Genomic DNA, 20,143 nt, shown 5'->3' on the forward strand with positions numbered 1-20,143 from the left:
TGCGGGGCGGGTCCGCCCGGTGGGCGGTCAGGTCGTGCGGAGGGCGCGGTCGAGGCCTGCCTGGGGGCGGTCGGTGAGGGCGCGGAGGAAGATCTCCTCGTAGGCGGGTTCGCCGAAGGCGGCGCGGACGCCGGCGGTGTGGTGGGCGTGGAGGGCACGCAGGCCGGGGAGGCCGCGGCGGGGCTGGCCGGTGGCCCGCCAGTGGGCCTCGCCGGTGCCGGAGACGTCGGCGGCGCGTTCGCCGTCGCCGGCGGCGGCGTGGGCGGTGGCGAGGACGTCGAGGCCGAGGGCGGTGGCGAGGCCGGCGCCGAGGGCGCGGGTGCCGGCGAGCATGGCGCGGGCGTGGTCGGCGGCGGTGGCGGGGTCGCCTTCGAGGAGGCCGGCGAGGGCGAGCTGGTACTCCAGGGCGGTGCGGGTCCAGTGCTCGTCGAGGGTGTCGCAGAGGGCGCGCAGGGCGAGGGCGTCGGTGCGGGCCTCGGCGAGGCGGCCGAGGCCGGTGAGGGCGAAGACGCGGACGAGCCGGCAGCGGAGGGTGGCGGCGGAGCCGGCGGTGCTGCCGTGCGCCGAGCCGAGGACCTGGTCGACGACGACGAGGGCGGCGCGGGCGCGGCCGGTGGTGAGGGCGAGGAGGCCGGCGAGGGCGGCGGCGTCGAGGGTGAGCTCGCCGGGGCCGTACGGCTCCGAGGGCGCCCAGGGGCGTTCGGGCGGGTGCTCGGTGTGGCGGGCTTCGCGGGCGCAGCGTTCGCCGGCGTCCTGGGCGGGGCCGAGGTCGCCCTGGAGGACGAGGGTGAAGCCGAGGGCCCACAGGGCGCGGGTGCGGGCGCGGCCGCGTGCCTCGCTGAGCCGGAGGGCCTGTTCGAGGCCGGCGCGGGCTTCGCGGAGTCGGCCTCGGCAGGACCAGGCGAAGGCGACGGAGCCGATGAGGTCGAGGGCGGCGTCGGGGTCGGTGCGCAGGAGGTGGTCGAGGGCGGTGCGCAGGTCGGTGTGGTGGGTGTCGACGGCGTGGTGCCAGGGGAGCTGGCGGGGGCCGTGCCAGGCGGTACGGCCCTGGGCGGCGAGGGCGCCGAAGTGGGCGGCGTGCCGGTCGGCGACGGTGCCGGTCTCGCCGAGCCGGTCGAGCCAGCCGGCGCCGTAGGCGCGGATGGTGTCGAGGAGGCGGTGGCGGCCCGCGCCGTCGGCGGGGCGGACGACGGAGGCGCGGACGAGGCCGGCGAGGGCGGTGGGGAGGGTGTCGGGGGTGAGGGGGCCGCCGGTGCAGACGGCGGTGGCGGTGGCGAGGTCGAAGGGGCCGCGGAAGACGGAGAGGCGGGCCCAGAGGAGCCGTTCGAGGGGGTCGGCGAGTTCGTGGCTCCAGCCGATGGCGGCGCGCAGGGTGCGGTGGCGGGCGGGCCAGACGCGTCCGGGGTGGGCGAGGAGGTCGAAGCGGGCCCCGTGGGGTGCGGTGAGGCGGCTGCCGAGCTGGTCGCGGACGGCTTCGGCGCCCTGGAGCCGGATCTGGGCGGCGGCGAGCTCCAGGGCGAGGGGTATGCCTTCGAGGCGGACGCAGATCTCCGCGGCGGGTCCGGCGGGGAGTTCCTCGCCGGTGGCGGTGGTCAGGAGGGCGAGGGCGTCGTCGCCGGCGGGCGGCAGCGGGTCGAGGAGGACGGTGTGCTCGCCGGTGACGCCGAGGGGGCGGCGGGAGGTGGCGAGGACGGTGAGGCCGGGGGCGGCGTCGAGGAGTTCGCCGACGAGCCGGCCGCAGGCGTCGGCGAGGTGGTCGCAGCAGTCGAGGACGAGGAGGAGGCGGGATTCGGCGAGCCGTCGGCGGAGGGCGCCGGTGTCGGTGCCGGGGGTGTGGTCGGCGAGGTCGACGGAGTCGGAGACGAGGGCGACGAGGAGGCGTTCGCCGTCGAGCTGTCCGAGGTCGGTCCACCAGGCGCCGTCCGGGTGGCGGTGGCGCACGCGGTGGGCGGCGCGCAGCGCGAGCCGGGTCTTGCCGACGCCGCCGACGCCGGTCACGGTGACGAGGCGGTGCTCCGCCAACGCGGCGGTGATGCGCGTCAGTTCCGTGCGGCGGCCTGTGAAACCCGGGTTCTCGTCCGGTAGATGTCCACGCACGGGAGCAGTGTCCCTCATGTCCGGCCCGAATGCTCCCGTGACGTCGGTTCGTCACGGATCGGGAGGCGGGGTCAGCAGGCGTCGCGGGCCGCGTCCTCGAACTCCTCCCGGGTCGACTCGCGGTCCAGGGTCAGGACGCTGTGCCGTGTCGGGCGCGGTGTCGCACGCCCGGGTGGCGGCGGGCCCACGGTGTGGTCACGGCTTGGGGCCGGTGGGTTCTCCGGGTGTGGCGAGGTCCTCGACGGCTTCGGCGGTGACGACGGCTCCGGTGGTGCGCTTGCCTCGGCGCAGGCGGCGTTCGAGCCAGGAGGCGAAGGTGGTGAGGGCGACGTTGAGGAGGACGAAGAGGACGGCGACGACGGTGAAGCAGGCGATGGTGTTGGCGCCGTAGTTGGCGCTCAGGGGGCGGACGGAGGCGAGGAGTTCGGCGAAGCCGAGCATGGCGCCGCCGAGGGCGGTGTCCTTGACGATGACGACGAGCTGGCTGACGAGGGCGGGCAGCATGGCGGTGACGGACTGGGGCAGGAGGACGTACGCCATGGTCTGGCCCTTGCGCATGCCGATGGCCTTGGCCGCGTCGGTCTGGCCGGCGGGGAGGGCGAGGATGCCGGCGCGGACGACTTCGGCGAGGACGGAGGCGTTGTAGAGGACGAGTCCGGTGACGACCGCGTACAGGGGGCGGGTCTCGGGGCTGATGTCGGTGAACTCGGCGTAGGCGGCGTTGGCGAAGAGCATCAGGATGAGGACGGGGATCGCGCGGAAGAACTCGACGACGGTGCCGGCGACGCCGCGGACGGCGCGGTGGTCGGAGAGGCGGGCGATGCCGAGGAAGGCGCCGAGCGGCAGGGCGAGGACCATGGCGAGGGCGGCGGCGATGACGGTGTTCTTCAGGGCGGGCAGCAGATACGTCTCCCAGACGCGGCCGTCGGTGAAGAACGGCTCCCATTTCTCCGCCTCCAGCTGGTTCTTGGCGTCGAGTCCGGCGATCACCCACCAGACGACGGCGGCGAGGGCGGCGAGGAAGAGCAGCGTCCAGAGGAGGTTGCGGCGGCGGGCGCGGGGGCCGGGGACGTCGTAGAGGACGGTGGCGGATTCGTCCTTCGCCTTCGTCCGGGGCCTGGAGGCGGGCTTGGCGGGCTTGGCGGGCTTGGCGGGCTTGGAGGCGCGCTTCACCGTTTGACCGCGACTTTCTTCGCGAGCCGGCCGAGGAGGAGGCCGGTGGGCAGGGTGAGGCAGATGAAGCCGAAGGCGAAGATCGCCGAGATGAGGATCAGCTGGGCCTCGTTCTCGATCATCTCCCGCATGAGCAGGGCGGCTTCGGCGACGCCGATCGCGGCGGCGACGGTGGTGTTCTTGGTGAGCGCGATGAGGACGTTGGTGAGCGGGCCGACGACCGACCGGAACGCCTGCGGAAGCACGATGATCCGGAGGATCTGGGGGAAGCTGAGGCCGATCGCCCGGGCGGCCTCGACCTGGCCGAGGGGGACGGTGTTGATGCCGGAGCGCAGCGCCTCGCAGACGAAGGCGCTGGTGTAGGCGGTGAGGCCGAGGACCGCGAGCCGGAAGTTGATGGTGGTGAAGCGGTCGGCGCCGAGGCTGATCCCGAGGGTCTGGAAGAGGCCGAGGGAGGTGAACACGATGATGACGGTGAGGGGGATGTTGCGGACGATGGTGACGTAGGCGGTGCCGAAGCCCCGCATGAGGGGGACGGGGCCGACGCGCATGGCGGCGAGCAGCGTCCCCCAGACGAGGGAGCCCAGGGCGGACCAGAAGGTGAGCTGGACGGTCACCCAGAAGGCACCCAGGAGGTCGTAGCCTTCGAGGAAGTCGAACACGGCGGCCGGCCTACTCGACGATCACGCCGATCTTCGGGGCCGGTTCGTTCTGGTAGTTCGCCGGACCGAAGTTCTTCTCGACGGCCTCGTCCCAGGAGCCGTCCTCGACCATCTTCTCCAGAGCGGTGTTGATCTCGCCCTTGAGGTCGCTGCCCTTCTGGACGCCGATGCCGTAGTTCTCGTTGCTCAGCTCGAAGCCGCCGAGCTTGAACTTGCCCTTGAACCCCTCCTGGGCGGCGTAGCCGGCGAGGATCGAGTCGTCGGTGGTGAGGGCGTCGATGACGCCGTTCTCCAGGCCGGTCAGGCACTCGGAGTAGCCGCCGTACTCCTGGAGCTGGGCGTCGGGGGCGATCTCCTCCTTGACGTTCTGCGCGGAGGTGGAGCCGGTGACGGAGCAGAGCCGCTTGTCGTTCAGGTCGGACGGCTGCTTGATGGAGTCGTCGTCGGCGCGGATCAGGACGTCCTGGTGGGCGAGGAGGTAGGGGCCGGCGAAGTCGACCTTCTCGGCGCGCTCGTCGTTGATCGAGTAGGAGGCGGCGATGAAGTCGACGTCGCCGCGCTGGAGCATGGTCTCGCGGTCGGCGCTCTTCGCCTCCTTCCAGACGATCTGGTCGGGCTCGTGGCCGAGTTGCTTCGCGATGTAGGTGGCCACGTCGACGTCGAAGCCGGTGTAGGTGCCGTCCGGGGTCTTCAGGCCGATGCCCGGCTGGTCGAACTTGATGCCGATGGTGATCTGATCGTCGTCGTCGTGGTCCGCCGGTACGGCTCCCTGGGCGACCGAGGCGGTGCCGAGGGCGAGGACGACGGCCGTCGCGGAGGCGACGAGGGTCCGGGTGGTCCTGAGCGGGTTCATGTGATCACCCCGTGGGGGCTCAGTGGTGGAGGATCTTGGAGAGGAAGTCGCGGGCGCGGGCGCTGCGCGGGTTGCCGAAGAACTCCTCGGGGGTGGCCTCCTCGACGATCCGCCCGTCGGACATGAAGACGACGCGGTTGGCGGCGGAGCGGGCGAAGCCCATCTCGTGGGTCACGACGACCATGGTCATCCCGTCCCGGGCGAGCTGCCGCATGACCTCCAGGACCTCGTTGATCATCTCCGGGTCGAGGGCGGAGGTCGGCTCGTCGAAGAGCATCACCTTCGGGTCCATCGCGAGGGCCCGGGCGATGGCGACCCGCTGCTGCTGGCCGCCGGAGAGCTGAGCCGGGTACTTCGCGGCCTGCGCGGCGACGCCGACGCGGTCGAGGAGCGAACGGGCCCTCTCCTCCGCGGCCTTCCGGTCCTTCTTGCGGACCTTGATCTGTCCCAGGGTGACGTTGTCCAGGACGGTCTTGTGGGCGAAGAGGTTGAACGACTGGAAGACCATGCCGACGTCGGCCCGGAGGCGGGCGAGTTCCCTGCCCTCTGCGGGCAGCGGCCGGCCGTCGACCCGGATCTCGCCGCTGTCGATGGTCTCCAGGCGGTTGATCGCGCGGCAGAGGGTGGACTTCCCCGAGCCGGACGGGCCGATGACGACGACGACCTCGCCGCGCCGGATGGTGAGGTCGATGGACTGGAGGACGTGCAGCGTCCCGAAGTACTTGTCGACCCCGCGCAGCACGACGAGCGCGTCGCCGTCGCCCGCGACGGGGTCGTGCTCGGTGACGGGGACCTCCGGGACGGGCATGTCACCCTCCTGTCGCCCTCCTGGCTCACGCCCCCTCGTGCCGCTTCCTCCTCGGTCTCATGCTCCGCCTCCCCGGGTGCCGGCGCACGCCGGGACGGGTGGGGGACCCCGGCGGCGTCTGCCGCCGGTGGGGTGAGCCCGCGCCCGCGCCGCCTGCGTTCCGGGCGCGGTGGGCGGAGACTGGGAATCGGAGGCGTACGCGCGAGGAGGAGGGCCCGTCATGAGGAGTGCCGCACCCAAGGTCGGTTCGCTGCCGGCGGAGCACCGCGAGCGGCTGATGGCCTTCGCCGAGGACGTCTACTTCGATTCCGGTGACCGGCTCTTCGAGGAGCAGCGGCACGCGGACCGGTTCTGGATCGTGAAGACGGGCGCGGTGAATCTGGACGCCAAGGTGCCGGGGCGGGGGGCGCCGGTGATCGAGACGCTGCGCCACGGCGAGCTGGTGGGCCTGTCCTGGCTGTTCCCGCCGTATCTGTGCCAGTCGGGGGCGGAGGCGATGACCCCCGTCAGGGCGTACGAGTTCGACGCGACGGCGGTACGGGCGATGTGCCACACGGACGTGGAGTTCGGGTCGGCGGTCTACTACTGGGTCGGGTCGATCCTGGCGCACCGGCTCCAGGTGACGCGGGTGCGGCTGCTCGACCTGTACGCGCCGCACGGCAGCGGCATCATGGCCTGACGCGCAGACGCGCTGACGCGCTGACGCGCCCCGCGCGCGGGCGTCGGCCTCTCGCCGCGCACGTGCGTCGGCCTCTCGGGGCGCGGGCCGTACGGTCCGGGCGGCCTTCCCGCCGTACCGCTCCGCCGCCGACGTCAGGAGCACCGCATGGCCCCGCCCGCCGGGCGGACGCTCACGCCGGCCGGAGCCGAGATCCTGCTGGTGCGGCGGGCCGGTCCGGGCGCGCTCGCCACGGGCGAGGTCCGGTACGTGGTGCCGCTGACGACGGCCGGCTGCGGCCTGCTGGTCCTGGGCGATCCGCGCGCCGACGGCGGCTGTACGGAACCGTCGGCGTGCTCGCCTCGCTCGCCTGGGCGGGGCGCTGGCGCTGGGCTGGAGAGAGGGAGGACGGGCCGCGGGACGGTCGGCGGGCCGGGCGGAGTGATCTTCGCCGCACCGGGAGTGCGGGGCCTTCCCGGCCGGCTACTCGGCGGTACGGTGACGGCACCCGGCGGCGTGACCCGGCGTACCCGGCCAGTGCCTGTCCGATCATTCGCGTCGGATCAGTCGGATCATTCGCGTCGGACCCGGCGGGAATCGTCAGACAGGCCCTACGGGCGGGAGGCCCCCGATGACAGCAGCTCCGAGCGCGCGCGAGGCACTGGCCCTCGTCACCGACGACTTCACCGAGCTCCCCTCCGCCGCGGGGCCCGGCGGCGACGGGCCGATCGACTGGCCGGGGTACGGACGGGCGCGGGCCGCGGCGGCCGCCCGGTCCGGCGAGGACGAGTCCGTGGTCTGCGGCACCGGCACGGTCGGCGGCACGCGTACGGTGCTCGTCTCCTTCGAGTTCGGCTACCTGGGCGGTTCCATCGGCGAGGGCACCGGGGACCGGGTCGCCGCCGCGCACGCGCACGCCCGCGCCCACCGGCTGCCCGTGACCGTCCTCCTGGCGACCGGCGGCAGCCGGATGCACGAGGGCATGCGGGCGCTGGTCCAGCTCCAGCGGCTGGCCGGGGAGTCGGCGCTCACCCGGGCCGCCGGGCTGCCGCAGCTGGCCGTCCTGCGCGATCCGACGACCGGCGGCGGCTGGGCCACCCTCGGGGCCGGCTCGGACGTGGTCCTCGCGCTGCCGGGCGCGCAGGTCGGCTTCGCCGGCTCCCGGGTCCGGCCCGGGGACGCCGACCCGGCCGCGTACACGGCGGAGTCCCAGCTCGCGCACGGACACGTCGACGCGGTCGTCCCCGCGGCGGAGCTGCGGGAGGTGCTGGGCCGCTGGCTGTCGCTGCTCACCCGGCCGGCCGAGGGGCCGGTCCCGCCGCCGTACGCGCTCGGCGCCACGGACCCGGCCGCGAGCGGGCGCGACGCGGTGGCCCGCGCCCGCCACCCGGAGCGGCCCCGCGCCGACCGCTACCTCGCCGAGGTGTTCACCGAGCGGGCGGAGCTGTCCGGCGACCGCGTCGGCGGCACCGATCCGGGGACCCGGTGCGGCTTCGGCCGCCTGCCGGACGGGCGTACGGCCGCGTACGCGGCGCAGTGCGGGACGGCGACCCGGCCGGCCGGCTTCCGCACGGCCGCCCGGCTGGTACGGCTCGCGGGCCGCCTCGGGATCCCGGTCCTGACGCTGATCGACACCCCGGGCGCCGCGAACGACGCCGAGGCGGAGCGCGCGGGCGCGGGCCCGGCGATCGCGGAGCTCTTCGGCGCCGTCGCGGAGGCCCCCGTCCCGGTGACCGCGCTGCTCGTGGGCGAGGGCGGCTCGGGCGGCGCACTGGCGCTGGCGGCGCCCGGCAACACCTGGGCGACCCCGGACTCGTACTTCTCCGTCATCGCCCCCGAACTCGCCACCGCCATCCTGAAGCGCGCCCCGGAGGACGCGGACGCCACCGCCGACGACCTGCGCCTGCGCCCGGACGACCTGGTCGCCCTGGGGGTCGTACGGGGCGTGGTCGGCGCCCGGCCCGCGCCGGACCGGGGCGGCGCGGACGGCTGACACCTGACGCCTCCGGGCGGGCCGTGACCGAGTCCCCGTCCCGGTCGGCCCCGTCCCTCCGGGACCGGCCGGATCAGTCGTCGTGCCGTCCGCCGCCGGCCCGGCGCCGGGTCCAGCGGACCACCATGCGCAGGAGCAGGATCAGCGTCACCACCCACGCGGCGGCGAAGGCCCAGATCAGGGCCGGTGTCGAGGTCGCCACGGCGAGGACGAGCAGGGTGAGCGTCAGGGCCCCGAGAGCCACGGCGCCCACTCCGCCGCGCCCCGCGATCCGGGGCAGCCGGGGGACCTGCCGGTGTTCCCCCATGCGGCTGGCCAGGCGGTCGTCGGCGCTCAGGTCCGCCTCGATCTCGGCCAGTACGCGCCGCTCGTGCGCGGAGAGCCGGGCCTCGTCCATCGCGGACACCTCCTCCGGTCCGGGATCCCGCGCGCGACGGCGGGGTCGCTCCCCCGAGCGGCTACCCGCCCGGGACGGCTTCAGACCCGCCGGAACGGTCGGGGGCGGAGCGGTCGGGCGCGGAGCGGTCGGGGGCGGAGCGGGGCCACCCGAGTTCTCACGGCTTCTCACGGCGCACGGTCCACCCGACCTTTTACTCAAGGGCCAAAAGGGTCAAAATGTGCCGAGTGGGAATCCTCTTTACAAGGAGGAATGTCATGGCCACGGGTCGAGTCGTAGACGCACCCCCGCTTCCGTCGCCCGCACGCGAAGCGACGTCGACGTCCGCCGCCACGCGCCGGCGGGCACTCGGGGGGCTGCCGGAGCCGGAGAATCCGCTCTCGTCCTCCACCGACGACGCGCGGACCCTCTCCGCGGCGATGTTCGTACGGCTCCGGGAGCTCGACGAGGGCAGCCCCGAGCACGCGTACGTGCGCAACACCCTGGTCGAGCTGAACCTGAGCCTGGTGAAGTTCGGCGCCCGGCGGTTCCGGGGCCGTCCGGAGCCGGTGGAGGACATCGTGCAGGTGGGGACGATCGGGCTGATCAAGGCGATCGACCGGTTCGACCCGGACCGCGGGGTCGAGTTCTCCGCCTTCGCGCTGCCGACGATCGTCGGCGAGATGAAACGATTCTTCCGGGACACCGGCTGGGCGGTACGCGTGCCGCGCCGGCTCCAGGAGCTGCGGATCGACCTGGCCAAGGCCTCCGACGCCCTGGAACAGCGCGACGGGCACCGGCCCGACCGCGCCGAGCTCGCCGAACGGCTGCACCTCACCCCGGAGGAGGTGGCGGAGGGGGAACTCGCCGCCAACGGCTACACCGCCCACTCCCTCGACGCCCCCGTCGGCGACGCCGAGTCGCAGGCCCCCCAGGGGACGGCCGGACGGCGCACCGCCGTCGACGAACCCGCCTACGAGCTGATAGACGACCTGAGCTCGCTGCGACCGCTGCTCGACCGGCTGTGCCCCCGCGACCGGCTGATCCTGTCGCTGCGCTTCGGCGAGGAGCTGACACAGGCCGAGATCGGCAGGCGGATCGGACTCTCCCAGATGCACGTCTCCCGGCTGCTCGCCCGCATCCTCGGCGAGCTCAGGGACGGTCTGCTGGACGACGACGCCACGGAGGACGCGACGGCCTGCTGACCTCCAGCCACACCACCTTGCCCGCCGCCCCGGGCCCCCGGTCCGAGGATCCCCAGTCGGTCGCCAGCCGGTCCAGGACCATCAGCCCGTGTCCGCCGGGCAGGGACGGCGAACGGGGGGCGAGTCGGCGGGGATGGTCGGGGCTGCGGTCGGCGACCTCGACCCGGAGCAGCCCGTCCGCGTGCCGGAGCACGAACTCCTCGGGGCCGCCGCCGTGCAGACAGGCGTTGGTCACCACCTCGGAGACCAGGAGCAGGACGTCCTCGACCCGCTCCCGGGCCAGGGCGCTCTCGGCGGGGGTCCAGCCCCATTCGGCGAGCGCCTCCGCGGTGAAGTCGCGGCAGCGGGAGACCGCGCCCACGCTGCCGCGCAGCAGCAGGCGGCGGGTCTGCGCCACGGGTGTGCCGCCGCCTCGGGTCTCGTCGCTCTCGCGCTCGCGCATGATGACCGGCGGCCCGTCAGACCGGATCCCCGGGACGGCCGTCCGGCTTCCCGGGACGGCCGTCCGGATCCCTGGGGCGGGCACCGCCCGCCCGGGGGGCCGAAGCGTCACCGGGGCCGTCGGCTGCCGGGCCCCGGCCGTCGGGCGGGTCGTCCGCGAGGGCCTCGTGGGCGTCCGCGTACACCCGGAAGACGTGCAGCGCGCCGGTGATCTCGAACATCCGGTCCACCGGGGGGCGCAGTCCGGCCAGGTCGAGGCGGGCGCCCGCCTCCAGGGCCCGGGCGCGGGCCCTGAGCAGCAGGTTCAGGCCGGTGGAGTCGCAGAAGTCGAGCCCGGCGCAGTCGACGACGAGCCGTGCCGCGTCGGCGTGCTTCTCCAGGGCGGTGCCGAGCGGTTCGGCCGTGTCGTGGTCGAGTTCGCCGAGCGGTGCCACGACGACGGTCTCCCCGCCCCGGTCGAACCGTACGTCCACCCTGAGGCGGCCCGGCCGACCCGTCGGCGGACCGCTGCCGGGCGCACCCTCCTGGCCTTCCCCGCCGTCCATGCACACCTCACCTTCACCGGGTGAGTCCATTTTCGGCCAGTACGCCCCGCCCTGCGAGCAGAGGGCCGGGGCGGCGGCTCAGACGGTGGACGGGGGCGGCGTCCAGCGGTGGTGGCGGGCGACGCCCGTGTCGACGCCGTACTCCTTCCTCAGGTGCTCCGGGACCGCGTAGTGCATCACCCGGCCCCGGGTGAGCGTGGACAGTTCGAAGACCGAGGTCAGGTGGCCGATCCGGTCCAGCGCCCAGGCCGCGAACGGCGACGCGTCCTCCACCGACTCCAGGACTCCGAGCAGCGGCGGCAGCGCCTTCACCGCGGTGTCCCAGCGGCTGCGGGGCACGTCGAGCCAGTCGCCGACCGTGTCGCCGACGAGGTGGCGGATCAGGGCGGAGACCACCGGGTCGAAGAAGGTGCCGGGCACGACGTCCTCGTACAGGTCGATCAGCTGCCGGGTCAGCACCACGCCCTCCTCCGAGGGGCCCATGTGGCGGAGGAGGTAGAGGTCGAGGAAGGCGCGCGCCTCGTCGAGGGTCTTCGGTACGACCGTCTGGTCCACGCCGAGGATCGCCCCGACCACCCGCCAGGCGTAGGAGTACGCCTCCGCTCCCTCGGTGGACATGTGGACGCCGAGCCGGTGGAGGCTGTCGAGGACGAGCATCGAGAAGAACATCTGCCCGCCGATCATGTCCTCCTGGCAGATCGGCACGCCGTCGGCGGCCGTGTCCCAGCGGTCGGCGCGGATCAGGTGGTGGCGGATGGAGGCGTGCAGGAGCCGCACCTTCTGCGCGGCGGGGACGAACCGGCCGCCGGCCTCGAAGGCGTCGGGCCGCATGAGGTACGTCGTGAACTGGCCGGTCTCCGCCATGCGCTTGCTCGGGTAGTGCAGGCCGTGGGTGGCGGAGAGCAGCCGGGCGACGCGCGGGACGACGTAGCAGGCGGGCATGGAGGCGAAGGAGAGGGCGGTGTTGATGTGGACGTTGTTGTCGGTGAAGAAGAGCCGGGCCTTCTCCATCTCGTTCCAGTCGACCCAGGCGGGCGGGACGGCCGTCGCCTCCAGGTACTCCCGGGCCACGTCGGGCAGGCCGGCGGGGAGCTCCTGGCCGGAGACGGAGACGTACCGCATGAGCGAGTTGAAGAGGCCGACCTCACCGCGTTCGAAGAGGGTGGCGACGACGGCGTCGGCGAGCTCGTCGCCGCTGTGGCGGAGGGCGTCGAGGGAGGCGTCGGTGTACGGGGTGGGGGTGAGGGTGGCTGTGGTGTGGGTGGCTGTGCTGTGGGTGCCGGGCACGGCGGGCGCTCCAGGGGGCGGTGGGGAGGTCAGTGGTGGCGGACGGCGGCGCGGTGGGCGAGGTCCGTGAGGGCGCGGTGGGCGGCGGCCGGCAGGTCGAGCTCGTCGAGGGTGCGGACGGCCTCCTCGACGCGGCCGGTGATCATGCGCTCGACCCGTGCGGGCGCGCCGAGTCCGGCCATGAGGGCGCGGACCTCGCGCAGTTCGCCGTCGTCGGGCCGCCGGTCCCCGGCGAGGGTCCGGCGGAGCAGCTCGCGCTGCGCGGGATCCGCGGCGTTCCAGGTCTCGGCGAGGAGGACGGTGGGCCGGGCGGCGCGGAGGTCGTCGAGGGGCGCCTTGCCGGTGCGGGCGGGGTCGCCGAAGAGGCCGAGGAGGTCGTCGCGGAGCTGGAACGCCTCGCCGAGCGGCAGCCCGTAGCGGGAGAACCCCTCGCGGAGGGCGGCGGGGGCGCCGGCGAGGAGCCCGCCGAGGAGGAGGGGGTGTTCGACGGTGTACTTGGCGGTCTTGTAGCAGATCACCTTGAGGGAGGTCCCGGTGTCCGGCGGGCCGCCGGTGTGCAGGATCTCCAGGGCCTCGCCGGCGACGAGTTCGCGCGCGAGGGCGGCCCAGAGGGGCCGGCCCCGGGAGAGGTACGCGGCGGGCAGCCCGGACTCCGCGTAGAGGCGGCCGGCGAGGGCCATCAGGTGGTCGCCGAGGAGCAGGGCGAGCGCGCGGGCCGCCGCACGGGGCCTTCGGCCGAGGTGCGGCAGGGCCGCGAAGTGGTGGTGGGCGGTGGGTCTGCCGTGCCGCAGGGGGCTGTCGTCGATGAGGTCGTCGTGGACGACGGCGGCGGCGTGGACGAGTTCCATGGCGGCCGCGGCCCGCATCAGGGCGTCGCTGTCGGGCTGCCCCGCGGCCCGCCAGCCCCAGTAGCAGAACGCGGCGCGGAGGCGTTTGCCGTGGCGGGCGGTGGTGCGCAGGGCCTCGGCGAGCGGGTCCAGCGCGTCGTCGACGGCGAGGAGTGCGGTGGCCTCGTCGTCGAGGAAACCGGCGAGGACCGCGTCCGTACGCGCCTTGAACTCCTCCGGCACCCAGACGTCAGGCATCGGGGGCCGCCTCGGTACGGACCTGCCGGGCCTGTCGGGTGTCCGGATCGGCGGCGGGGGCCTGCGCGGCGGCCCGGCGGGCGGCGGCCTCGCGGGCGAGGAGCTCCATGTGCGGCACGGAACGGGGGCCGTCGCGGTCGGCGGCGAGGCGGTCGAGGGCCAGCCGGCCCCGGGCGCGGAGGTCGGCGGCGGCGTCCTGGGCGAGGTCGGCGGAGTCGGCGCGGCCGAGGAGCGAGCGGAGCGAACCGGCGGCGGTGCCGATCGTCTCCACGACCAGGTCGGCGAGGCCCGCGGCCATCAACAGGGCCTTCTCGTCGGGGCGTTCGCCCGGGGGCGTGGGGTGCGTCATGCCGGCCGGCTCCTCGGGGGGAGAGAGGGGGATCGAGGTGGGTACCGGGCCAGCATCGGGCATGGGCGGGGGCGTTCCCGAGCCGCGCTCACTCGTTCAGGTGATCACGGCCGGGAGTTCCGGTGATCAGGGCCGGGAGTTCCGGTGATCGCGGCGGGATTTCCGGTGGGAGGAGCGTGAAGGCGTCTGGAACTTCCGCTCCGATCCGGGTACTTGCTTGGTCATGCTTCGCACGTCCGCGGGGACCGCACCCCGCCCCCTCGCCCGCCGCGCCGCACTCGCCCTGGTGGCGTCCGCCGCGGCCCTCCTGACGGCGGGCTGCCAGGGCGTGCACCGGTGCACGCTGGTCGGCGCGGAGTCGGGCGTGACGGCGACCTGGAGCCCGGCGGACTTCCCCGCGGGCTCGCGCTACAGGATCTGCGCCGACGCCGAGTGCCGAGAGCGCGAGGAGCCGGCGGGCGGGCGACGGCTCCACCACCTTCCTCCAGGTGCCGCTGCCGGAGGAGGACGGGCCGCGGGAGGTGACGGTGCGCTTCGCGGTCATCGCCCCGTACGGCGAACCCGACGGCGAACCGGCCGACGACGAGCCGGCGGGCGGGGACGGGACCCGGCCGAAGGCGGCCGGATCGTCCGCGAGTCCTCGGCGAGGGTCACGCTGAGCGGGTCGACCCCGAACGGCGAGGGGTGCGGACCCGCCGTCTGGCAGGCGGGGGTCCGCGTCGATCCTCGGAAGGGCCTGGTCAGCCCCGGGTGAGAGGGGCGGCCGCTACGGGTGAGAGTCGTGGGCCGCTACGGGACCCAGTGATTGCCGGAGACCGTGATCATCACCTGGAGCTGGATGCTGGCGGAGAAGTAGCTGCCGGTGTCGATCGGGGTGGCGGTCATCTTGTTCCAGAGGGCGTCGAGCCAGGCCTGGCTGCCGGAGTCGGTCATGGCGGCGACGGCGAAGGGGGCGAAGAAGGCCGCCTCGCTGCCCGCGGAGATCTGGGTGCCGTTGAGCTTGTAGCCCATGGCGATCTTGTTGGGGTCGCCGCCGGTCTTGCTCTTGATCCAGCCGTTCAGCTTCCGTGCGGCGGCGAGGGACTTGGCGTCGCCGCTGGTGACGGCGTCGTCGGCGATGCGCCACGGGGTGCGGCAGGCGTTCCACCAGTACTGGCCGTCGTTCGGGTCCTCCAGGACCTCGCCCGGGGCCGGCTTGGGGCTGGTGTTCGTGTTGACGACGAAGTCGGGGAGCAGGCCGGTGCCCGGGGCGTAGCCGGACTGGAGGTTGGCGATCTGGGTCTGGTGGGCGGTGCGGGCCGCGTCCCAGGTGGTGTCGCCGGTGGCCGCGCGGAAGGCGCGGAAGTGGTCGACCATCCAGTCGGAGGTGCGGGAGATGTAGTAGTACTGGTCGCCCGAGCTGGACCAGTCGCCGAGCTTGAGGAGCTTGGTGGTGGGGTTCAGCTCGTCCTTCTTGATGGCGGCGATGTGCTTGAGGGCGAGCGCCTTGTAGTCGTACGTGCCGGCGCTGCCCCACTGCTTGTCGGCGAGGAGCAGGCCGTAGGCGACGTCCATGTCGCCGTCGGTGGCGCCGTCGCCGCCGTTGACGCTGCGGCAGTCGACGTCCTGTTCGGCGGCGAGGAGGTCGGGGTTGATGGACGAGGGGTGGTCGAGCTTCCACTTGACGAGGCCGTCGAAGATCTTCTTGGCGTCGGGGTCGGCGCCCGCCATGGTGGCGGCGATGACCATGCCGTAGCCCTGGGCCTCGGCGACGTAGGGGTGGTCGGCGTCGGGCGAGATGACCTGGTACCAGCCGTTGCCGCAGTTCTGCCGGACGAAGGCGGACTTCCAGCGGTTGTAGTAGTCGACGACCTTCTGGTCGATGCCGGACTGGGTGCCGGAGGGCTTGAGCATGCCGGCGGCGTAGGGCTTGAGGTGGCTGCCGAAGGGGACGCCGGGGCCGGTGCCGCCTCCGCCGCCGGTCGGGGAGCCGTAGACCTCGAACTCGTAGAGCGAGTAGCCGTACGGGGTGCCGCGGCCGGTCCCGTACATGCGGACGTACCGGCCGGTGCCGGAGACGGCGAGGTCGTCGACGGCGCCGTCGCCGCTCGTGGTCGCGTAGACGTCGGTCCAGGTGGAGCCGTCGGCCGAGGTCTGGAGGCGGTACGTCTTCGCGTAGGCGGCTTCCCAGTCGAGCTTGATCCGGGAGAGCGTGTGGTTCGCCCCGAGGTCGATCCGGATCCACTGCGGATCGACGCCCTCCAGGCTGGCCCAGCGGGTGGCGCGGCTGCCGTCCACGGCGAGGCCGGGGGCGAAGCCCGAGCCCTCCACGGACGAGGACGTCGCCGGCTTGCCCGCGGAGACGAGGGCGTCGACGGCCTCGGCCTCGCTCGCGGGCAGGACGGTGAGTGCGGGCAGGGCCAGCAGAGCGGCGAGTCCGAGCGGGATGGCGCTTCGTCGGCGCATGACAACTCCCTTTCTCTCCAGGGCGATCGCTCGTTAGGAAAGGTTCCTAATTATCGGCGGGCCGAGCGTAGAGAGTGGCGGGGAGCCCGCGCAAGACCCTGGGCCCGGCCGGGTCGGTGGATGGCCGGGAATCACCCCGGCAGCGTCAGGGCGCGGGCGAGGGCGGAGGCGAAGCCGTCGGGGTTGTCGAGCATCAGGTTGTGCCCGGCGGCGGGCACCTCCAGGACGGGCACGCCCATCTCCGCCGCCTGCTCGGCGGCCCGGTCCGGCAGGCTCTTCTCCCCCACCAGGAACGCCCGGGGCAGCGTCAGCGCCCGCAGCACCTCGCCGGCCTCCGGGTCGCCGCCCTCGACGAGCGCGACCGCGCACCGGTGCACGGCCCGCGCGTCGGCGAGCCTCAACCGCGCCGCGTAGTCGGCCCGTTCGGCGAGGGCCAGCAGCTTCGCGTACCCGCTCCGGACGAAGGCCTCCTCCGGCTGCCGCGCCACCGGCCCGCTGAACGCGCCGCCGCCCCCGTACAGGTTGGGCTCCGCGACCACCAGCCGGGCGACCCGCCCGGGCCGGGCCGCCGCCAGGTGGATCGCGACGGCACCGCCCATCGAGTGCCCGACCAACTCGACGCCACGCAGGTCGAGATGGTCGAGCAGCGCGGCCACCGCCGCCGCCTGCCCCTCGGGCCGGTAGTCGAAGTCCCCCGGCCGGTCGCTCAGCCCGTGCCCCAGCAGATCGACGAGCAGCGCCCGCCCGCCTCCCAGCGCGGGGTGCGTCGCGATGTGCGCGAAGTCGGAGGCGGCGGTACACCCGAGCCCATGAAGAAAGACCCGCACGGGCCCCTCCCCCGGAAGGTCGATCCAGCGCAGGTGGGCCTGACGGTCCGCCAGGAAGAGTTCTCTCATGGGGGCAGCCTACGAAGGGGGTGGGGGGTGGCGGTGGGGGTTGTGCGGGCGCTGGGGCGTGGGGTGGCGCGAGGGCTGTGAGACTCCGCGGCGGGGCGCGAGTGTGCGGCGGGGCACGGACGGCGGAAGGGAGGTGCTGCGAGCGCGGGGCGCTGCGCTACGGTGGCCTTCCATGGCATCGAGCACCGCGTTCTGGTCCTTCGCTCTCGTCGTGGGACTCCTCACTCTCACTCCGGGCCTCGACACGGCCCTCATCCTGCGGACGGCCGCGCTCGGCCGCCGCACCCGCGCCTGGGGTGTCGTCCTCGGCATCCAGACCGGCACGCTGATCTGGGGCGCGCTGACCTCGCTGGGCGTGACGGCGCTGCTGACCGCCTCGCACCTCGCGTACGAGATCCTCCGGTGGGCGGGCGCGGCCTATCTGCTGTGGATGGCGGGGCGCATGATCGCCGAAACGTTCCGGCGCCGTGGGGCGGACGCGAGCGCGGAGGTGGAGGTCGGCGGCGCGGACACGCTCACGGGCGGGTGGCACCAGGGCACGCTGACCAATCTGCTGAACCCCAAGGTCGGCGTCTTCTACGTCGCCGTGCTTCCGCAGTTCATCCCAGCCGAGGCCCCGCACTTCGCGATGGGCCTCGCGCTGACGTCCGTCCACGTCGTCCTCGGCGTGGTCTGGTCGACGGTCCTGATCGCCTCCGCCTCCGCCCTCGGCACCTGGCTGCGCGGCGCGCGGGCCCGGCGCGTCCTGGACCGGGTCACGGGCACGGTGATCGGCGCGTTCGCGGTACGGCTCGCGGTCAGCGACTGACGGACGGGGCCGGGCGGCGGCCGACGCGCCCGGTCGGCCGGGCGGCCGCTCACGGCTCCGGCAGGAGCCTCGCCATCTCGGTGGGCGGCAGGGACGGATGGGCCGCTGCCGCCTCCCGCACGGCCTCGTCCGCGTCCGCGTCCGCGAGCAGTCCGCGGAGTACCGCCGGCGGGAGCGCCGGATGACCGGCGGCGAAGGGGCGCGCCCGGGCGTCCGCCAGGCAGACGAGGAGCGCCGGGGGCGTGACGGCGCGGTGCCGGTCGATCTCGCGGAGCGCTCCGCGCACCGGCGGCTGGTGCCGGGCGAGTTCCTCCAGCAGGGCCGCGGGCGTGTCCGGGTTGGCCGCCACCCCGGCCATCACCTGGCGCCCGTGCCGTACGACCATGGCCCGCAGCCGCGCCTCGGAGAGACCCGGGTGCGGGGCGACGGCCGCCGCCACCTTCGCGTCGGGGTCGTCGGCCAGCCGGTCCCGCGCCCCTGTCGGCAGATCGCGCCGGAGGGCGACGAGCCGCCGGGCGGCCGGCTCGGCGGAGGCGACCAGTTCCCCGGTCTCGTCGGCCGACGCGGTGGCGATCCGCGGGAGGAGGACGGTGCCGAGCGCGGTGGTACGGGCCAGCGGGACGAGCACGTCGAGCGGGACGCGGGGGTGCCGGGCGACCGCACGGCGTATCTCGGGATCGGGGTCGTCCGCCAGGCTCCGTACGAGGTCGCCGTCGAGGGCGGGGTTCTCGGCGAGGGCGGCGCGGACCAGGGGAAGCGGGTCCGCGGCGAGCCGTACGCAGGCGTCCCGTGACAGGTCCGCTCTCCCGGCCACCGCCCAGCGCAGCAGCGGGTGGGGGTCGTCGGCGAAGCGGGCGGCGGCCTGCGGCGGAGTGGCCGGGTTGCGCAGGAGGGACTCGCGCAGGTGGACGACAGCGGACTCGTGGTCGCCGCCGCAGCGCTCACCGGGCGGCAGGACGGGCCCCGTCGTCTCCCCCTCGACGGCGCAGACCCGGCATCGGCGGGCCGGTGGCAGGCCCTCGCCGGTCAGGAGGGAAGCCAGGACGGCGGGCGGGGTCGTGTCGTTCTCCGCCACCGCGCGGCGCACCGAGAGGTGGGGGTGGGCCGCGAGGCGGGCGGCCATGTCGGCGGGCCCCAGCCAGGCCGACTCGGCGACCACGCTCGGGACCGGGTCCCGCGCCAGCCGTTCGGTCACGTCGGGCGGGAGCCCAGGGCAGGCCGCCAGCCGCTCCCGGCGCCCGGGGTCCGGGTCCCCCGCGAACGCCCGCGCCCACGCGGCGGGCGCCGCACCCCGGTCCAGCAGCGCGAGGGCGGCCTCCGGCCACTCCGCGGGATCGACGTCGGCAGCGGCCAGCCTCCCCTCGTACGCGAGGGACACCGCGGCCGCGTCCCCGACTCGCCGGGCCAGGGCGAGCGCCCGACCGCGGTCGAGGTCGGTCCGGCGGGCCAGGGCGCCCGCGAGTTCGTCGTCCGCGAGGGCTATGAGCCGGTCGAGCAACGCGGAGGGCAGGGCCGGATTCGCGGCGAGTCCGTGCAGGAGTGCGTACACGACCGGCATTCTGCCGGTCGGGGCGGGCCGGACGCCCCCGGATTTCCCCTCCAGGATTTCGGATCGAGGATTTCGGATCCAGGACGTTGGATCCAGGACGTTGGATCCAAGATTCTGGATCCAAGATTCGGAATCCGGGATCCAAGATTCGGGATCCGGGATATCCGCTCCACGCGGGAACGGGTGGAGCGCCCCCGGGAAGGGCGTGGGCGGACTACTTGTACTGGGTGAGCTGGATCAGGTTGCCGCAGGTGTCGTCGAGGATGGCGGTGGTGACGGGGCCCATGTCCACGGGGGGCTGGGTGAAGCGGACGCCCAGTGCGGTGAGGCGGGTGTGTTCGGCGTGGACGTCGTCGACGGCGAAGGAGGTCGCGGGGATGCCGTCGGCGACGAGGGCGGCCTTGTAGGGCGGGACGGCGGGGTGGCCGGACGGTTCCAGGAGGAGTTCGGTGCCTTCGGGGTCCTCGGGGGAGACGACGGTGATCCAGCGGTCCTCGCCGAGCGGCACGTCGTGCTTGGTCGCGAAGCCGAGCACGTCGGTGTAGAAGCGGAGCGCCGTCTCCTGGTCGTCGACGAAGACGCTGGTGATGTTGATCCTCATGGGGTGTCCTCGGGGGGTGCGGGGGTGAGCCATCGCGTGACGATGTGCTCAAGGGGGCGGGGGTCGAGGTCGTGGAACTTGTAGCGGCCCTCGCGACGGGGCGTGACCAGTCCGGCGGTCTCCAGCACCGCGAGGTGCTGGCTGACCGCCTGCCGGGAGATGGCGAGGCCGTGCCGGGTCGCGAGGCGGGCGCATATCTCGAAGAGCGACTGCCCGTTGCGTTCGGTCAGCTCGTCGAGGATCACCCGGCGCGTCGGGTCGGCCAGCGCCTTGAACAGATCCTCCTCCATGCCGCCACCATAGGCAAGCATG

At 74.3% G+C, this 20,143-nt stretch carries 19 protein-coding genes and 1 pseudogene; 4 read left to right on the plus strand and 16 right to left on the minus strand.

The features are described 5' to 3' along the window. Positions 1 to 27: 27 nt before the first annotated feature. The 5 genes from HHL19_RS19180 to HHL19_RS19200 all read right to left on the minus strand — a co-directional run bounded on the left by HHL19_RS19180 (position 28) and on the right by HHL19_RS19200 (position 5,593). Positions 28 to 2,097, minus strand: a complete 2,070-nt coding sequence (locus HHL19_RS19180) for an NB-ARC domain-containing protein (protein WP_346768305.1) — start codon at positions 2,095 to 2,097, stop codon at positions 28 to 30. Between the two features lie 195 nt (positions 2,098 to 2,292). Next, positions 2,293 to 3,270, minus strand: coding sequence for an amino acid ABC transporter permease (locus HHL19_RS19185; RefSeq protein WP_169091262.1), 978 nt, complete (start codon positions 3,268 to 3,270; stop codon positions 2,293 to 2,295). Then, positions 3,267 to 3,932 (minus strand): ABC transporter permease subunit, encoded by a 666-nt coding sequence (locus HHL19_RS19190; protein WP_169091264.1) that lies wholly within the window; start codon positions 3,930 to 3,932, stop codon positions 3,267 to 3,269. The genes HHL19_RS19185 and HHL19_RS19190 overlap by 4 nt, the downstream gene beginning before the upstream one ends. Positions 3,933 to 3,942: 10 nt before the next feature. Continuing rightward, positions 3,943 to 4,785: a glutamate ABC transporter substrate-binding protein gene (locus HHL19_RS19195; protein WP_169091266.1), complete on the minus strand. Its 843-nt coding sequence runs from the start codon at positions 4,783 to 4,785 to the stop codon at positions 3,943 to 3,945. Between the two features lie 19 nt (positions 4,786 to 4,804). Beyond that, entirely contained in the window at positions 4,805 to 5,593 is a 789-nt protein-coding gene (locus HHL19_RS19200; protein WP_169091268.1) for an amino acid ABC transporter ATP-binding protein, read from the minus strand. 220 nt (positions 5,594 to 5,813) lie between these two features. On the opposite strand from HHL19_RS19200, the gene HHL19_RS19205 reads away from it, so the two are divergent. Next, entirely contained in the window at positions 5,814 to 6,272 is a 459-nt protein-coding gene (locus HHL19_RS19205) for a cyclic nucleotide-binding domain-containing protein (protein WP_169091270.1), read from the plus strand. Positions 6,273 to 6,882: 610 nt separating this feature from the next. Then, the gene (locus tag HHL19_RS19210; protein ID WP_169091272.1) at positions 6,883 to 8,244 is read left to right on the plus strand and encodes a carboxyl transferase domain-containing protein; all 1,362 of its coding nucleotides are present in this window, start codon (positions 6,883 to 6,885) and stop codon (positions 8,242 to 8,244) included. Positions 8,245 to 8,317: 73 nt separating this feature from the next. On the opposite strand, the gene HHL19_RS19215 is transcribed toward HHL19_RS19210, so the two are convergent. Beyond that, entirely contained in the window at positions 8,318 to 8,641 is a 324-nt protein-coding gene (locus HHL19_RS19215; protein ID WP_169091274.1) for a DUF3040 domain-containing protein, read from the minus strand. A gap of 257 nt (positions 8,642 to 8,898) precedes the next feature. Between HHL19_RS19215 and HHL19_RS19220 the strand changes: the two genes are divergently transcribed. After that, positions 8,899 to 9,825 (plus strand): SigB/SigF/SigG family RNA polymerase sigma factor, encoded by a 927-nt coding sequence (locus tag HHL19_RS19220; protein ID WP_169091276.1) that lies wholly within the window; start codon positions 8,899 to 8,901, stop codon positions 9,823 to 9,825. Here the strand turns inward: HHL19_RS19220 and HHL19_RS19225 are convergent. The 7 genes and pseudogenes from HHL19_RS19225 to HHL19_RS19255 all read right to left on the minus strand — a co-directional run bounded on the left by HHL19_RS19225 (position 9,773) and on the right by HHL19_RS19255 (position 16,873). Next, the gene (locus HHL19_RS19225; protein ID WP_169091278.1) at positions 9,773 to 10,267 is read right to left on the minus strand and encodes an ATP-binding protein; all 495 of its coding nucleotides are present in this window, start codon (positions 10,265 to 10,267) and stop codon (positions 9,773 to 9,775) included. The two genes, HHL19_RS19220 and HHL19_RS19225, sit on opposite strands and share 53 nt — an antisense overlap. Positions 10,268 to 10,424: 157 nt before the next feature. After that, positions 10,425 to 10,811, minus strand: a pseudogene (locus HHL19_RS19230) (STAS domain-containing protein); the annotation flags it as partial. Positions 10,812 to 10,889: 78 nt separating this feature from the next. Further along, entirely contained in the window at positions 10,890 to 12,098 is a 1,209-nt protein-coding gene (locus HHL19_RS19235; RefSeq protein ID WP_169091282.1) for an oxygenase MpaB family protein, read from the minus strand. Between the two features lie 29 nt (positions 12,099 to 12,127). Next, on the minus strand, positions 12,128 to 13,183 hold the full coding sequence (locus tag HHL19_RS19240; protein ID WP_169091284.1) for a polyprenyl synthetase family protein: 1,056 nt from the start codon (positions 13,181 to 13,183) through the stop codon (positions 12,128 to 12,130). Further along, entirely contained in the window at positions 13,176 to 13,532 is a 357-nt protein-coding gene (locus HHL19_RS19245) for a polyprenyl synthetase (protein WP_240981729.1), read from the minus strand. The genes HHL19_RS19240 and HHL19_RS19245 overlap by 8 nt, the downstream gene beginning before the upstream one ends. 789 nt (positions 13,533 to 14,321) lie before the next feature. After that, positions 14,322 to 15,977 carry a glycosyl hydrolase family 8 gene (locus HHL19_RS19250; RefSeq protein ID WP_169091286.1) on the minus strand — a complete coding sequence of 552 codons (1,656 nt, stop codon included), beginning with the start codon at positions 15,975 to 15,977 and terminating at the stop codon, positions 14,322 to 14,324. 131 nt (positions 15,978 to 16,108) lie between these two features. Continuing rightward, on the minus strand, positions 16,109 to 16,873 hold the full coding sequence (locus tag HHL19_RS19255; RefSeq protein ID WP_169091288.1) for an alpha/beta hydrolase: 765 nt from the start codon (positions 16,871 to 16,873) through the stop codon (positions 16,109 to 16,111). 172 nt (positions 16,874 to 17,045) lie between these two features. Between HHL19_RS19255 and HHL19_RS19260 the strand changes: the two genes are divergently transcribed. Beyond that, positions 17,046 to 17,681, plus strand: a complete 636-nt coding sequence (locus HHL19_RS19260; RefSeq protein WP_169091290.1) for a LysE family translocator — start codon at positions 17,046 to 17,048, stop codon at positions 17,679 to 17,681. 49 nt (positions 17,682 to 17,730) lie between these two features. On the opposite strand, the gene HHL19_RS19265 is transcribed toward HHL19_RS19260, so the two are convergent. The 3 genes from HHL19_RS19265 to HHL19_RS19275 form a co-directional block, all read right to left on the minus strand. Beyond that, positions 17,731 to 19,230 carry a hypothetical protein gene (locus HHL19_RS19265; protein ID WP_169091292.1) on the minus strand — a complete coding sequence of 500 codons (1,500 nt, stop codon included), beginning with the start codon at positions 19,228 to 19,230 and terminating at the stop codon, positions 17,731 to 17,733. A 214-nt stretch (positions 19,231 to 19,444) separates the two neighbouring features. Further along, on the minus strand, positions 19,445 to 19,831 hold the full coding sequence (locus HHL19_RS19270; protein WP_169091294.1) for a VOC family protein: 387 nt from the start codon (positions 19,829 to 19,831) through the stop codon (positions 19,445 to 19,447). Further along, positions 19,828 to 20,121: a metalloregulator ArsR/SmtB family transcription factor gene (locus HHL19_RS19275; protein ID WP_169091296.1), complete on the minus strand. Its 294-nt coding sequence runs from the start codon at positions 20,119 to 20,121 to the stop codon at positions 19,828 to 19,830. The genes HHL19_RS19270 and HHL19_RS19275 overlap by 4 nt, the downstream gene beginning before the upstream one ends. Positions 20,122 to 20,143: the final 22 nt, after the last annotated feature.

It is taken from the genome of Streptomyces sp. R302, from assembly GCF_012927245.1.
GTDB lineage: Bacteria > Actinomycetota > Actinomycetes > Streptomycetales > Streptomycetaceae > Streptomyces.

Bases quoted from the DNA above. Each gene is read 5' to 3' on its own strand.
- HHL19_RS19195 (WP_169091266.1), bottom strand. From the start codon at position 4,785: ATGAACCCGCTCAGGACCACCCGGACCCTCGTCGCCTCCGCGACGGCC.
- HHL19_RS19200 (WP_169091268.1), bottom strand. From the start codon at position 5,593: ATGCCCGTCCCGGAGGTCCCCGTCACCGAGCACGACCCCGTCGCGGGC.
- HHL19_RS19205 (WP_169091270.1), top strand. From the start codon at position 5,814: ATGAGGAGTGCCGCACCCAAGGTCGGTTCGCTGCCGGCGGAGCACCGC.
- HHL19_RS19210 (WP_169091272.1), top strand. From the start codon at position 6,883: ATGACAGCAGCTCCGAGCGCGCGCGAGGCACTGGCCCTCGTCACCGAC.
- HHL19_RS19215 (WP_169091274.1), bottom strand. From the start codon at position 8,641: ATGGACGAGGCCCGGCTCTCCGCGCACGAGCGGCGCGTACTGGCCGAG.
- HHL19_RS19220 (WP_169091276.1), top strand. From the start codon at position 8,899: ATGGCCACGGGTCGAGTCGTAGACGCACCCCCGCTTCCGTCGCCCGCA.
- HHL19_RS19225 (WP_169091278.1), bottom strand. From the start codon at position 10,267: ATGCGCGAGCGCGAGAGCGACGAGACCCGAGGCGGCGGCACACCCGTG.
- HHL19_RS19240 (WP_169091284.1), bottom strand. From the start codon at position 13,183: ATGCCTGACGTCTGGGTGCCGGAGGAGTTCAAGGCGCGTACGGACGCG.
- HHL19_RS19245 (WP_240981729.1), bottom strand. From the start codon at position 13,532: ATGACGCACCCCACGCCCCCGGGCGAACGCCCCGACGAGAAGGCCCTG.
- HHL19_RS19250 (WP_169091286.1), bottom strand. From the start codon at position 15,977: ATGCGCCGACGAAGCGCCATCCCGCTCGGACTCGCCGCTCTGCTGGCC.
- HHL19_RS19255 (WP_169091288.1), bottom strand. From the start codon at position 16,873: ATGAGAGAACTCTTCCTGGCGGACCGTCAGGCCCACCTGCGCTGGATC.
- HHL19_RS19260 (WP_169091290.1), top strand. From the start codon at position 17,046: ATGGCATCGAGCACCGCGTTCTGGTCCTTCGCTCTCGTCGTGGGACTC.
- HHL19_RS19270 (WP_169091294.1), bottom strand. From the start codon at position 19,831: ATGAGGATCAACATCACCAGCGTCTTCGTCGACGACCAGGAGACGGCG.
- HHL19_RS19275 (WP_169091296.1), bottom strand. From the start codon at position 20,121: ATGGAGGAGGATCTGTTCAAGGCGCTGGCCGACCCGACGCGCCGGGTG.